This window comes from Streptomyces sp. NPDC059003 (genome assembly GCF_042740445.1).
Classification (GTDB): domain Bacteria; phylum Actinomycetota; class Actinomycetes; order Streptomycetales; family Streptomycetaceae; genus Streptomyces.
This window is the reverse complement of the sequence record NZ_JBHYJH010000005.1, coordinates 114,879-127,552: the sequence shown is the minus strand read 5'-3', so window position 1 is coordinate 127,552 and position 12,674 is coordinate 114,879. Positions and strand designations below refer to the sequence as shown.

The window sequence follows — 12,674 nt, the reverse complement described above, 5'->3', positions numbered from 1 at the left end:
GAGACCACCGCACACGCCATGCCGCATCCCGCATGACGTGGACGGGAACTCTCCGCTGCGCGACGCGCGCACAACTCCCGGAAGCAAAGTAGGAGTTCATCGTGCCGTACCCGCCTCGAGGCCGGTACGGCCTGTACCCCGACCGGCTGCGGCAGCAGCAGTTCGGCGCCTGGACCACCGTCCAGGACGCGGGCGAGGATGTCGACGATGCGGTTGTCGAGCTCAAGTCCGTGGTCGCCGGCCTGGAGGTGGGCCGTCGCTCAGTCGAGCCGGGCCAGGGACTACGCCCGTGAGTTCAGTTCAACGCCGCCCATAAACCGTGGCGGCGCGAGCCGGCCGTGTGCGAATTCGTCCAGCGGACCCGCAAGGAACTCGGCGTGTCCGCCTGACATGCGGACACAGATCAGCGGAGAACCGCAACGGTGCGGGAGGCGAGGGCAAGGGCAGCGGCCAGTACGACCGGCACGGTGAGAGCCAGCGTCAGGCTGGCGGCGGTGGCGATGCCGCCCACCGCCGCCGGGCCCGCCAGCAGCCCGATGTTGCCGATCGTGCTCACCGAGGCGACGGCGCGGGGGCCGTACGTACCCGCCGTGGTGTAGAGCAGGGGCACGATCGGGGAGAGCCCGACGCCCAGGACGGCCCAGCCGATCAGCGCGGCGGGTGCGGCGATGGCCGTGCTCGAGGCGGCGAGTCCCGCACCGAGCCCGACCGCGGCCACCAGGGCGCCGGTACGAAGCAGTCTTGGCGGGCCGAGGCGCACGGTGAGCGCGTCGCCCGTCAGCCTGCCCATGGCCATGCCGATGCCGTAGGCGAAGTAGGCGGCGGCCGCCGTGGTCGCGGAGACCCCGAGGGAGCGGACGTGGACCGCTGACCAGTCCAGCGCGGTGCCCTCGGTGATGAGGCCGGCGGCGACCATCACCCCCAGCAGCCACACCATGCCCCGGCGCCGGGACGTCGAGTCCGGGACCGATGTGGGTGTGTCCGCTTCGGCGAGGGACAAGGTGGCCGGGGCGGTGACGAGCGCCGCGATGATGACGGTGGCGCCGACCACGGTGAACACGATCGTGTGGGAGAAGCGGGCGGTGGCGGTCGCGGCCCCGGCCGCACCAACCGCGCCGATCGAGTACGACGCGTGGAGGCTCGCCATGACCGGCTTGCCGAACCGTCGTTGGACTGCGACACCGGCCGCGTTCAGCGGCACCAGCAGCAACCCCTGCCCGCAGCCGAAGACCACCGCGACGGCGACGAGAGCGCCGAAGGCGCGGACCTGGCCGAGCAGCACCAGCGCCGTGCCGAGGGTGAGCACGGCGCCCACCAGCAGACGAGAGGTGCCCCGGGGGCGCTCGGCTATCCGACCGCTGACGCTCAGCATGACGATCATCCCGAGTGATGCTGCGAGGAGTGCGATGGACAGCCTGCCGGGGCTGATTCCCACGGCCTCCTTCACGGCCGGCAGGCGGGTCGCCCAGGTCGCCATGATTACGCCCTGGCTCGCGAAATAGCCGGTCAGTAGCCAGCGCGTCCGGCGCACCGCGACGGGCGGCTCGGTCTGTTCGCCGATCTGCGCCTCATCAACGGATTTGCTCACTCGCTCCGCTCCCTGAGTATCGGGCCGTCGGCGCCGGCCGCTTGCAGCGCCGCACCACTGAACAGATCGTCGAGCGTTACGCCCAGAGGAAGTCCATGGCGAAGCGTCCTGCGTCGTCGATGCCGGTGATGACGGGCATCAGCCCGGGTTCCCGTCGCCACGGGGAGGAGCCACTGCAGCTCATGGCCGGGAGATCGGGCTCCTCCACCTTCGCAGGGCTCGGCCGCGGGCCCACCTCCGCAGTCAGGACATTGATGTGGAAGGTGATGTTCTCCCGGTCCAACTCGGCGTCCCGGGGCCCGTTCTCCATGGTCTCCAGCGTCTGGGCGAGCCCGTACTCGATCCGTACCCGCGACGGCTCACCGACGGGGTATCCGCCCGGGAGCAGGTGAAGGTCGACCTGCCAGAGACGGAGCGTGTCGGCGACGTACTGAAATCCCTTGGCGTCACCTGGTTCGAGCACCCGTAGCCGCTCGACGATGTCGCGGGCCAACTCCACGTTGGGACCGATGTGCACGACATCCCCCTCGCTCCGATCGATCCTGGTGTCGGCCGACCTGGCCACGGTACGGCGCCTGCGACGTCCCGACATGGGTTTGCGGCAAGATAGGCGGCACTCCGCGCGCCCGCCCGCTGGGGCAGTCCGGGGCTGTCAGCGCGGCAGAGGACGGTGGGTCCGGCTCGAGGACCGTGAGGAGGCACCGTCCCCTCGCTTGTCCTTGGGCGGCAACGAGGTGACGCCCAAGGCGGCATCCCGGGCAGCAACGGCATGGTCTCGCTCGTCGAGTGCCTCGGCGCGTTCGCCGGCCAACTGCTCGATCATGACGGCATAGGTGCGGACGAGCTCCGTCAGCGTCCGCTTCTCCTTGCGGACTGCGGCCAGTTCGTCGCGGAGCTTCGCGATCGTGGCCTCGGCCTGCTGGACCGGTTGGCTCTTGTGCCGGGCCGCCTTGAACTCGGCCTGGTACTGGGCCAGGAGCGTGGTCGGATACTTGTGCGTGAGCAGCCAACGCTTGATCTGCGCTTCCTCGGCCAGGTCGAGGATGGTGAGCTTGCCGGAGGAGTGGAGCGGGGTTCCGGCCAGCAGCCGGTCTGCTGCTGCTCGCAACTTGAGGCACAACTCCTGCGGCGGGTCCACCTCGGTCATCAACACGCTCCAGGGCCGGGTCGCCCTCGTTCGTGCTCGGCGATCAGATGGTCGAGGTGGGCAAGGCGACGGCGTTCTCGGTTCCAGCGGATTGGCGGGCTGGCCTCGTCCTCGACCTTCGACCGTAACTCGGCAGCCTCGGCGCGCAATTCGTTGATGTTTTCCTCGGTGCGGGCGAGGTTGACGCAGGCCGGGTGGCAGCCGTCGGTGTCCGGTGTGACATGGGCGTCGTCGAGAGAGGGCTCCAGTTCGCATCGCGCGGTGGGCGCGGCGAAGACGCAGGTCATGCCCTTGCCCGGATAGATCTGCAGCGCCGGATTCCCCAACACGTGCCGGGCATCGCGACCGGACCGGAGCACCCGTCCTGCGAACTTCGTTGCCCCGCCTGTCACCCGGGACCGGTAAGCGTCGGCGGCTGGGCCGCTGACGTGCTCACCGGCCTTCAACCGGCGGTCGGCTCCCTGCAGGTCATCCAGCCGGGTCAGCCACCGCTCGAACGCGAGGTCGTCCGGAAAGCCAGAGGCGTAGTTCCCGGCGTAGCCCTGGGTGATCTGAACGCGGAGATGCCCGTACTGAATTGCCGCGGCGACCAGTCCGCGCGGGCGACGGCAGATGAACCACGCCAGCGTGCGACGCAGCCGCGAAGAGGTCAGACGCCTCGGGTCGGGCGGGATCACATCGGTCCGGCCGTGCCGACTGCAGAAGTCGTTGACCCAGGTCACGAAGTTGTTCAAGTCCTTATTAATTTTGGCCGTTGTGCGGGCGACACCCACGTCACGCGGCTTGCGCCCGTCCACCACGAGCCAGGCCGGAAAGAGGACGTCGGAGTCGTGAAGACGCTCCTGGACCCGGACGGCCGTGGCGACCAGATCGGTGGCGATCCAAGGGTCGTCGCGGAACTGCCCCTCGGGGATCTTGGCTCCGTTCTCGTCCCGGGCGCCCTTCCACTTGCGGCCGTGGAGCTCCCACAGCTGTGTCACCCTGTCCCGCCGCAAGCAGCCGCGCTGCAAACTGAGTGCCTCTCCCGGGCGGCATCCGGTCAGATACAGGACCAGCACCGCGCAGGCGGTCGACAACATCCGCGCCAGCACCCTGACCTCCGCGTAGGGGATGTTGTCCACCCAGGGCTCGCCGTCCAGCCGGCCCTTCGGCCGCACCGCCAGGAAGGTGCCGTGGGCAACCCGGAGCCCAGAGCCGAGGAACATGCGCCGAAAGGTCTGATTCTTCTGCATCGCGCGGGGCGAAAGGTTCAACAGCTTCGCCAGAAACGGCCAGTCCGGCTCCCACGAGCCATCCTCTCGTTGCCGGCCCGGAAGCTCACGCCCGGCCGTACGGAACAATTCGATCAGGGCGGCGGCTTCCGGGGTCGCTCCGTAGTGATCAGGGGTGCGGGACCGGCGGTGTGGGCCGGGGCTGTAGCGGCCGGGCTGGAACCCGAACAGCGGCCGGAACTCCTCCAGGGCGGCGAGCACGTCCTCGGCGAAGTCCTCGACGAAACGTGCCGCCCAGAGCACGGTCATCGCCATGGTGGCCTCCCGGATCCGCGCGGTGGAGTTCTCACGGTTCCGCCTGCTTGCCCCCAGCAGGATGCGGGAGTCCTTGCCGCCCCAGGGCGGTGCCTGCGGCAACCGCCCCGAGGCCGGCAACTGCTCACGGAAGGCCCAGAGCCGCCGGACGCACTGCAGGATGTCGCAGCGATTGGAATGGGTGAGTTCCGCGTCCCGGACCGCGTCGAGGAAGTCCTCCAGGTCCTCGCTCGTCATCTGTGAGACCTCGGAGAAGCCGTGCAGCTCAAGCCAGTCCAACAACACCCGCAGAACCCGGAGTTGGCCCATCATGGAGTAGACCGCAAGGCGCCCACTGACGTTCGCCCGGCGTAGGCTCGGCGGATCCTCCTCGCAGTTCAGCTCCTGCCAGATGTAAATCTTGGTGATCTCGCGGAACCGCTCGGGCACGAGGGCGAAGTTGAGGGTGACGGCGCCCATGTGGTCCTCGAAGATCCCCGGACGCAGATCCCACCGCATGTCGGCCAGAAGCGACAGCTTGGCCTGGTCGGTGCCGGGCCGCAGTCTTCTGCGTTCCAGAACCAGCGCGTCGGGTCCCGGAACAACATCCGCCGGACGGTCGAGTGCGGCGTCATCCGTGCTCATCGCTCGTCCAACTCCCCGTCCAGCAGCCTGCGCCCCAGCTCGCGCTCCGCCTCGCCCACCTGCCGCCGGGCCCGAGCCGTCGCCCGCTCACCAGCCCGCCGGAGCAGGTCCTCCAGCTGAGTGAAGGGGAGGAAGAACCGCTCGGCCCAGCGCAGCGCCGTCATGTGAGCCCGTCTCTCCTCGATCATGTCGCGGACGGCAACCTGGACCACGAGGTGATGGGGCATGGCGCGGGCGCACGGGCACTCCAGGCACTTGAGGAACGAGGCCCGGCAGGGCTCTCCGGGCTGGCTGTACGGACTGTCGCTGTTGCTGGTGCAGGCGGCCAGGACGGTGTCGGCGTCCCGCGTGACCAGCAGGCGCATCACCTCCGTGCTCACGCCGAACCGGCGGGCGACCGCTTCCGGTTCGCGTATGGCTTGTGCGACGTCTGCCGGGGTCAGCCGCTGAATGCGTCCCGCCGTGCGTGCCTTGAGCACTTCCTTGTCCAGCACATCGGCGACCACCTTCTGGTACTCGCGCAGACTCGTCTTGTCGCGCCGCAGATACGTATCCGCCAGCGTCTGCCGGGTGTGAGCCACCGGCTTCTGCTCCCGGACCGTGTGCGTGAGTCGCATCCGCCCGGTGCCCACGATCAGCCGCTGTGGTTCGCCGTCCGGCCCCGGCTCCTCGGCGACCAGGTTCAGCCTGGCTCCCCAGTACCCGACCGCCGAGACCGAGAGCTGATCACGGAACCCCCGGCCCGGCTGGTGACGGGGTTTGACTACCGCCGCCCTCTTGTGCCGGGGTCCCGCCGTCGCGGTGGGCACCCAGAAGACCAGCAGCCGGTCGCTGCCCTTGATCCGCCGGGCAGAGGCAGTCAGCTCCAGCGCAAGCGTGTAGAGGCCGAACGGCGTGTGCAGCTCGTCGCGGGCCGAGAGCTCCCCATCTTCCTGCGGTGCAGCGGCCCACGGCGGCAAGTCGCTCAAAGCAGCGGTCATGTAGCGGCGCCGGCCCCGCCGCGGCTTACTGAGATCCACCTGGACCGTGGACAGCGGCCCGGCCTCTCCGTCAGTGCGATGGAACGCCGCCGGCGCCTTGATGATCGTCGAGCCGTTCTCCCCAGTCAGCCGCACCAGCAAAATAGTGATCGCGCACGCCTCGCTCACGCTCAGATGCAGCTGCGTCGTCAGGCTGGCCACGGTGCCGTGCCGGGCGATCCACGTTGCCAGGGCGCCATTCCACTTGTTGCGCGGCAACTCCCCATTCGTCTCGACCATGTCCAGGATCGAGGCGTATTCGTAGAGCTTGGGATCCGTCTCCCGCTGGATCCGGCCCTGACGCCACTCGTCCAGCAGTTCGCGGGACTTCCGGATGCGACCCGCCGCCGACCGCACCGTCCTCCGCGCGACGTCGAGGATCGCCTTCTCCTCGGCGAGGCTGTAACTGCCGCGCGAGCCGCCGGCGTCGCGCCGGATGAGGCCCCCCTCGGCGCACTTGGCGGCGAACTGCGGGGTCAGCCCCTCCACGTTCCGCAGCACGGAGCGCAGCCGACTCGCCTCTCTCACGGCCGTGGGCGCTTCCCCTCGGCTCAGCAGGTACTCGCTCAGGTGCCGCGGCACCAGGTCTCTCGGCACCGACGGGGCGCGTTGGTCCGTCGCCAAGAAGTCGAGGAAGCGTCCGAGGTGAAGGAAGGTCTGTTGCGCGGCGCTGACACTGTTGACCTCCCCGGAGGGGCCGACGTGCGCGTCGAATGCGCGGGCCAAGGCTTCCTGGATCGGGCGAGCCACGGCGAAGAGGCCGAAGTCGTAGTCGATCACGTCGCCGTCCTGCTCGGACGTGAAGCGGACCCGGCACTGCCCGTCGTCGAAGAACAGGCGCTGCGGGGCGCGATAGCCGGCCTCCGGCATCTCCGCCGGGCGTCCGCGGCTCACCTTCGTGCCACCGGATCGCCGAGCACCCGCGGGTCGGCCCCGTAGACTGACGCCATCAGGTCCGCGATGCCGCTGTTACCCGCGTGCAGCAACAGAATCTCCAGCTCAAGCGCCTCGAACGGCTCTAAGTAGATGTCCTTCGTCGTGCGCTGATCCGCATGGCCGAGCAGCAGCCGCATCAGGTCCCAGGTGCTGCCGAACTCGTGGCGAAGATCGCGTAGTTCCTCGCCGTCCAAGTGCGCGAACTTCTTGTCGAACAGCAGCCGTCCCACTGAGAACCAGCGCAGAGCGCAGCTGTGCCGGAGCATGTGCGCCGCGCCCGCGAAGCCCTCCAGCCCCAGCCGCCGCAGACGCTTGTTGGCCTCGGTGAAGGTGTGCTCCCAGCCGTGCGGATCGCGGGGCATTCCGTCCTCGTTCAGCCACAGCGCCGCCGGCTCCAGACCTTGCGGGGTCTCCCTGAGCAGCAGACGGCGCGACTCCGGGCCCAGCGAGTCCAGCGACACCTCGCTGACCCTGCCGTCCTGCGCGATCAGCCGGACCCGTCGCTCCGGCAGCACCCGGGACAGCAGCCGGGCCCCGGCCATCCGCTCATAGCGTCCCCCTGTCTGAGCCCGACGTACCGCGCGCGCCCGTTCACCCTCGCCGTAACTCAGCACCGACAGCAAGGAGTTCCGCGGCATCCAGTACTTCCGCGCATAGTCCCCCTTGGCGCACTGCTCGGCCATGTGGCAGGTGTAGAAGCCGCGGTCGGGGTCATCCGGAGGAAGCTCCACCAGCAACAGCGATCCACCCTCCTCCAGCCGCAGGGCCGTGCCGTAGAGCAGATCACCCAAGGCCCCGTTGCGCTGCCCGTTACGGCCCCGCCAGCCCGGATCCTCGTCGCCCTCCAGCGTCAGCCCGAGCAGGCCGCAGTCCCTGTACCGCTCGTACCCGGCCGGATCGAACCACTTCACATCGCGGTCGCGCTTCGCCTTCGGGTCGGTCACCACCTTCTCGGCCTGCGTGCCATCCCACCGCCTCCCGCGGGTTCGGCGCGTCCGGATCGGATTGGGGACCTGGAACTCGGCCGCCGCCCACACGTAGAACAGGCGGATGTTGGTGAGGTTGTCGCTGTAGGTGCCGCTCTCGACCGGCCTCGGGTTGCGCCCGTCCTGCATCCGCCAGACCTTGAACGCCTCCACGACCGTCGACTCGACGTCGTACCAGGACCGCTCGTACGCCCAGAGGAAGTTGAGCCACACCACCAGGCTGTACGCGTACTTCGCCCACGTCTTTCGCCCCAGGCCACGAATCTCGTCACTATCGAACCACCCGTTCACCCGAAGATCCGGGGCGCCCAGGGGATCGAGGAGGAAAGGCTGGCCGAGTCGTCGCGGGCGTGCCATCGCTCGCTCCAGGACATCCCAATGCCGCAACACGACCGGGTTGTTGGACCCAAGGGGCAGATCCACGCGTTCCCCGTGAAAGAAGACCCTCCACCTCACCCAACAAAGCCTGCAGAACCGCACGTCATGCCACCATGACAACAGCCAGCGTTCCCCCGACCGAGTGAGGGGCAGTGCGCCGAGTTCGAGCAACACGACGCGCCAACAACACGCGACTGGGCAAAGAACCTGCGGAGTTCCAGAGATCGTGCAGGCCGCGTCGCGTCGGCTGCGGCAGGTGGTCATCGTGCACCTGCCGCTCGCCGACGAGACCGGCCTGGACCCGCAGACGGCCCGGGACCTCAACCAGGCTGAGCGCCAAGCCCTGCACTTCGCGAACGCCACCGTCGCCACGAGCCGCTGGACGGCCGCCCAGATCACCGAGCAGCACGGTCTGCCTGAAGCACGCGTCCACGTAGCCCCTCCCGGAGTTCACCTCGCCCCCAGCGCACCCGGCACTCCCAGCGGCGGACGTCATTTGCTGTCAGTGGCGAGTCTGACTCCGAGGAAGGGACACACCACGCTCCTCGCGGCGCTCGCTGCGCTCCCTCGCGATCTGCGCTGGCATTTGAAGATCGCTGGCGCTCAGCCGGATGCCTCCTACGCCACCCATCTCCGCAGCCTGGTCACCAAGGAGGGTCTCACCGACCAAGTCGAGATGCTCGGCCCGCTGGCCGGTGCCGAACTCGACGCCGCCTACGCATGGGCCGACCTTCTGGTGCACTCACCGGAGAAGGAACCATGGGGCATGGTGATCACCGAAGCCTTGGCACGCGGCTTGCCCGTGTACGCCTCCGATGTCGGCGGCGTACAGGAGGCGGTGGGCCACGCTCACTTTCCCGGCGAAACCGTCCTCGAGCGACCCGGTCGGCTCCTACCCGCGGGGAACAGCGCTGCCTGGGCCGAAGCGCTCGAGGAGTGGATGTGCCAGGTGCGGCTGCGCGACCGGCTCAGAACTCTGGCCGAGCAGCGGCAACGCACCCTGCCCACCTGGCGGACCGCCGCCTTGGAAGTCGCCTCGGCGCTGCGCGCGTTCCCGTCCACCCCCTGGCACACCGAAGGGAGAACTCTGGGCTCTGGGGCCACAGGCCCTTGCCGTGCTTGAAGATGAACGGCTTCATGGCGAATCACGGGATCGAGGCAGCGCCCAGGGCGTGGGTATGAAGCGATGTTGGTGCCCTGACGACGCTCGGACGATCAGCGGTCATCGTCCATCGCGGCCCGTACGGAGGACGGGCCGGTGAAGTCCTTGGCGAGGGCGTCCATGACGATCTCGTCGCAGACCTCGCCCAGCCAGTACCCGGCCTCGCGCAACGTTCCGGCCGTACGGAAGCCAGCCTTCTCGTAGGCGCGGATGCCTGCGCGGTTCGGGGCGAGGACCTTGAGCCAGACCATCCGCAGGTTGGTGATGTGGAAGGCGTAGTCGAGGGTGAGTCGGGTCGCTGCGGTACCGAGTCCGTGGCCGCGGGCTTCGGAAGCAAGCATGATCACGTACTCGGCGGTCCGTACGGAGTGGTCCGGCAGGAGCGTGGCGACGCCAGCGGGCGTCGGGGTGTCGGTGCTCAGGTCGTAGATGGTGAAGCGGATGTTCTCTCCGCGGAGCTGGTGGGCCATGCCCTCGGTGCGGGCTTCGAGTGACTCGGGACTCTGTCGTCCGTAGCCGACGAGGAGGCTGGGGTCTTGTTCCCAGCGCCAGTACGTTTCGACCAGGTCGGCACGGTAGGGGCCTAGCCCGCAGGTGTCAGTGCTGATCCACAGGGTCGGCTCATTGCTGGTGCTGATGACGGTCTCCGATGGTGAGGGCGGGTGTGTAGGCGAGCGTCGAGGCTGGCTCGGCGACGGGGGCGCCGTCCTCAGTCTCCACCCAGGCATGCAGGCGGACGGGGTCCGGCGCGACGCCGTGGCGCCAGGTGACGGACAGCCGCCGCGCGGCGAGGAGGATAACGGCGGCGGTGGACTCTTCCAGGCAGGCGGTTCGGGCCGGGGAATGCCAGCACGCATGTCGTACGGCGAGGACCGCGGCCGTCGCTTCAGCGGGAGTAGCTGGTCGGCGGCATACTGACGCGGCGGCGTCCAGCATGGTGATGAGGCGTTGCATCGTGCACCTCGCGGGCCCCAGGGTCTCGATGGTGAGTACGGATGCCAGAGCGGCGGCTGCGAGGGCCCTGTGGCGACGTGGTGTCCGGGGTGGGCTGACACCGGCCGGGTGCTCGGCTCCTCCCCAGCTCGGTGCCGCGGGCGAGGCCACGATGGGGGCGTCCCAGGGCATGGCAGTGGCCGTCGGAGTCAGGAACCCGGAGGTCAGGAGCTGCCTGGTCAAGGTGGCGGCTGCGGGGTTCAGCCGACCGGTTCGCGCAGCCGCTGTCCAGTGGGCTGCAGCCACCGGGAAAAGGCATTTAACATCGTTGGAGCGGTAGTCGATCAGGACCAGGACGTGCCCGAAGTCCAGGGCTCGCACGTGGCACGGAGCGGTGACGAATCGAGGCAGGTCAGTCACAGGGATGCTCTGGTGGCTGCGTGGTCCACGCCGGGTTCACGGCGGCGTGGTGGGAGTGCAGCCATGCCTCGGCACTCAGCGCTTGTTCCATCGTCGCCAGGGACATCGGGACGCCGACGGCGGCCTTGCGGAGGTGGAGCCGGAAGCGGTCCGGCTCAAGCAGCCCGAGGGCGGCGAGGTGGCCGTCGGCCAGGTCCATGAGCGTCGGCAGGTTGGCACGCATCCCGGCGTAGTGGTCGGCGTTGAAACTGCCCTTGGTGCTGCGGCGGGCGACGGCGACCGGGAGCAGGTGTTCCATCGCACGGCCGAGAACCGGCTTGTAGGCATGGACCGCCGGGCGGTACTCGATCGGAGTGCGCAGGACGGTGTCGATGACGCGCGGGTCGAGGAAGGGATTGTGCAGGGTGATGCCGTGCGCGGCGGCGAGTTCGGCATCGGCAGCAGCGGTGCGGGCAACCTCGCGGATCTCGTCAATGAGGACCCGTACCGACGTGTCCAGGCCGGGCAATGGGTCCGCGGTGTCGATCGCCTCGGCGGTCGCGTCGAGCAGCAGCTGTCGGGCTGCGGGCGTAGCCCAGTCGGGCAGCGGCAAAGGGGTGAACCAGGCGACGTTGCCTTGGCCGTCATACCGATGTCCGTTTCCGGCGACGACGTGAGCCAGCTTCTGGAGCGCGCCGAGGCGGCTGCTGCGGACCAGGGACGCGGCGTCGCGCAGGAGCGGGATGACGGAGATGTGTCGCAGCCGTGCCCAGCCAAGACTCTCGCTCACCGTGCGTCGCCACTTACGGTGGCGCAGGAGGTCGGCGAGGTGTACGGGCGGCTGGAACAGGACGCTGTCGCCCCCGTCTCCGGTTAAATGGCTCTGGCTGCCCAGGCGTTGACGCATCCAGTCCAGTTGCCGGGCCAGGCGGGCGCGGGTGAGAGTCGAGGGAGCGGGCTCCCCGGTCGGAGGGACTGCGGTGATCTCGGTGTACGGCAGGTGTTCTGTAGCCAGGGGCAGGAGATGGTGGTGGATCCGGCGGCGGTGTGCGGAGGCGGCCAGGCGGGCGTAGCGCAGGTCGGCCCCGTTCTCGTCGCCTTCGGGGTGGATCGTGATCGCGTTCAAGCTGTGGGACGCGGGCAGGGAGACCGCGGCCAGGACGGCGATGCTGGTGGAGTCCAGTCCTCCCGACAGGTCGCACGACAGGTCCGGGTCTCCGTTCACTCGTAAGATCACCGCCTCGGTCAAGGCCGTGCGCAGACGGTGGTGCGGGGCACCCGAGACCGGATCGGGTCGCCATCGCACCGTGGCCTGCAGTCGGCTGCCGTCGGCAGGGAGTTCGATCCGGCTTCCCGGGGCCAGCTGCTCTATGCCCATGAAGAAGGTCCTCGCATCGGCCAGGGCCAGCACCGAGGGAGTAAGGACAGAACAGGCGAGCCGCTGCGAGTCGACTAACGCTCCGGTGAGGCCGGCGAGGAGCCGCGCCGAGGTCGACCAGGCCCAACTGCCCTGCCAGGGCGTCGCGTAGAGAGGGAACGCGGAGGCTGGGTCGGTGTGCAACACAGCTCGGTCCGGGTACTCCTCGATCACCGCGTACACGCCGGGCCATCGCCAGGTGATGTTGGCCGGCAGCTCGGCGCCGGACAGACGACTCAGTTCGAGGTCGGTGGCCCCGCAGTGCCCCAGGAGCAGGACGCGCCGGTGTCCGTCACCCGATGTCATACAGCGAGCCGGGGAGTCCCCGATCTTCCAAGTCGACGAGGTGGCGCTCACGTATTCGGCGCCCACGGGACGCATGCGCACGACTCGTGTGGTGCTGAAGCCTCCGTAGATCACGATCGTCTCCAGATGGGTCGCAGGGGGTGTGGTGGTGGGGGGGGGGGGGGGGCCGCCCCACCCCACCGGGGGGGGGCGGGGGTGTTGGGGGAGGGGGGGGGGGGGGGTTCGCGCCCCCCGCGCGGGCGGGGGAGGTAGG

General features: G+C 69.1%; 11 protein-coding genes. 2 read left to right on the top strand and 9 right to left on the bottom strand.

Going from position 1 to position 12,674, the window contains the following annotated elements; all coding sequences use genetic code 11:
- Positions 1 to 101: 101 nt before the first annotated feature.
- Positions 102 to 293, top strand: a complete 192-nt coding sequence (locus tag ACFWZ5_RS04795; RefSeq protein WP_384890358.1) for a hypothetical protein — start codon at positions 102 to 104, stop codon at positions 291 to 293.
- Between the two features lie 110 nt (positions 294 to 403).
- On the opposite strand, the gene ACFWZ5_RS04790 is transcribed toward ACFWZ5_RS04795, so the two are convergent.
- The 6 genes from ACFWZ5_RS04790 to ACFWZ5_RS04765 all read right to left on the bottom strand — a co-directional run bounded on the left by ACFWZ5_RS04790 (position 404) and on the right by ACFWZ5_RS04765 (position 8,249).
- Entirely contained in the window at positions 404 to 1,588 is a 1,185-nt protein-coding gene (locus ACFWZ5_RS04790) for an MFS transporter (protein WP_384890356.1), read from the bottom strand.
- A gap of 76 nt (positions 1,589 to 1,664) precedes the next feature.
- The gene (locus ACFWZ5_RS04785) at positions 1,665 to 2,105 is read right to left on the bottom strand and encodes a hypothetical protein (RefSeq protein ID WP_384890354.1); all 441 of its coding nucleotides are present in this window, start codon (positions 2,103 to 2,105) and stop codon (positions 1,665 to 1,667) included.
- A gap of 135 nt (positions 2,106 to 2,240) precedes the next feature.
- Complete coding sequence (locus tag ACFWZ5_RS04780; RefSeq protein WP_384890352.1) at positions 2,241 to 2,735, bottom strand: hypothetical protein; 495 nt, start codon at positions 2,733 to 2,735, stop codon at positions 2,241 to 2,243.
- Positions 2,735 to 4,885: a hypothetical protein gene (locus tag ACFWZ5_RS04775; protein ID WP_384890350.1), complete on the bottom strand. Its 2,151-nt coding sequence runs from the start codon at positions 4,883 to 4,885 to the stop codon at positions 2,735 to 2,737. The genes ACFWZ5_RS04780 and ACFWZ5_RS04775 overlap by 1 nt, the downstream gene beginning before the upstream one ends.
- Entirely contained in the window at positions 4,882 to 6,798 is a 1,917-nt protein-coding gene (locus tag ACFWZ5_RS04770; RefSeq protein ID WP_384890348.1) for a hypothetical protein, read from the bottom strand. Before ACFWZ5_RS04770 ends, ACFWZ5_RS04775 begins: the two co-directional genes overlap by 4 nt.
- Positions 6,795 to 8,249, bottom strand: a complete 1,455-nt coding sequence (locus ACFWZ5_RS04765; protein ID WP_384890346.1) for a hypothetical protein — start codon at positions 8,247 to 8,249, stop codon at positions 6,795 to 6,797. Before ACFWZ5_RS04765 ends, ACFWZ5_RS04770 begins: the two co-directional genes overlap by 4 nt.
- Before the next feature lie 181 nt (positions 8,250 to 8,430).
- Between ACFWZ5_RS04765 and ACFWZ5_RS04760 the strand changes: the two genes are divergently transcribed.
- Positions 8,431 to 9,327, top strand: a complete 897-nt coding sequence (locus tag ACFWZ5_RS04760) for a glycosyltransferase family 4 protein (RefSeq protein ID WP_384890344.1) — start codon at positions 8,431 to 8,433, stop codon at positions 9,325 to 9,327.
- Positions 9,328 to 9,419: 92 nt separating this feature from the next.
- Here ACFWZ5_RS04760 and ACFWZ5_RS04755 read toward each other — a convergent pair whose 3' ends face one another.
- From ACFWZ5_RS04755 to ACFWZ5_RS04745, 3 genes are all read right to left on the bottom strand, one after another.
- Positions 9,420 to 9,974 carry a GNAT family N-acetyltransferase gene (locus tag ACFWZ5_RS04755; RefSeq protein ID WP_384890450.1) on the bottom strand — a complete coding sequence of 185 codons (555 nt, stop codon included), beginning with the start codon at positions 9,972 to 9,974 and terminating at the stop codon, positions 9,420 to 9,422.
- A 13-nt stretch (positions 9,975 to 9,987) separates the two neighbouring features.
- Complete coding sequence (locus ACFWZ5_RS04750; RefSeq protein ID WP_384890342.1) at positions 9,988 to 10,491, bottom strand: lasso peptide biosynthesis B2 protein; 504 nt, start codon at positions 10,489 to 10,491, stop codon at positions 9,988 to 9,990.
- Positions 10,492 to 10,711: 220 nt separating this feature from the next.
- Complete coding sequence (locus ACFWZ5_RS04745) at positions 10,712 to 12,535, bottom strand: albusnodin/ikarugamycin family macrolactam cyclase (protein ID WP_384890340.1); 1,824 nt, start codon at positions 12,533 to 12,535, stop codon at positions 10,712 to 10,714.
- Positions 12,536 to 12,674: the final 139 nt, after the last annotated feature.

Excerpts from the sequence above, each read along its gene's own strand:
- ACFWZ5_RS04780 (WP_384890352.1), bottom strand. The coding sequence starts at position 2,735 with ATGACCGAGGTGGACCCGCCGCAGGAGTTGTGCCTCAAGTTGCGAGCA.
- ACFWZ5_RS04775 (WP_384890350.1), bottom strand. The coding sequence starts at position 4,885 with ATGAGCACGGATGACGCCGCACTCGACCGTCCGGCGGATGTTGTTCCG.
- ACFWZ5_RS04750 (WP_384890342.1), bottom strand. The coding sequence starts at position 10,491 with ATGCCCTGGGACGCCCCCATCGTGGCCTCGCCCGCGGCACCGAGCTGG.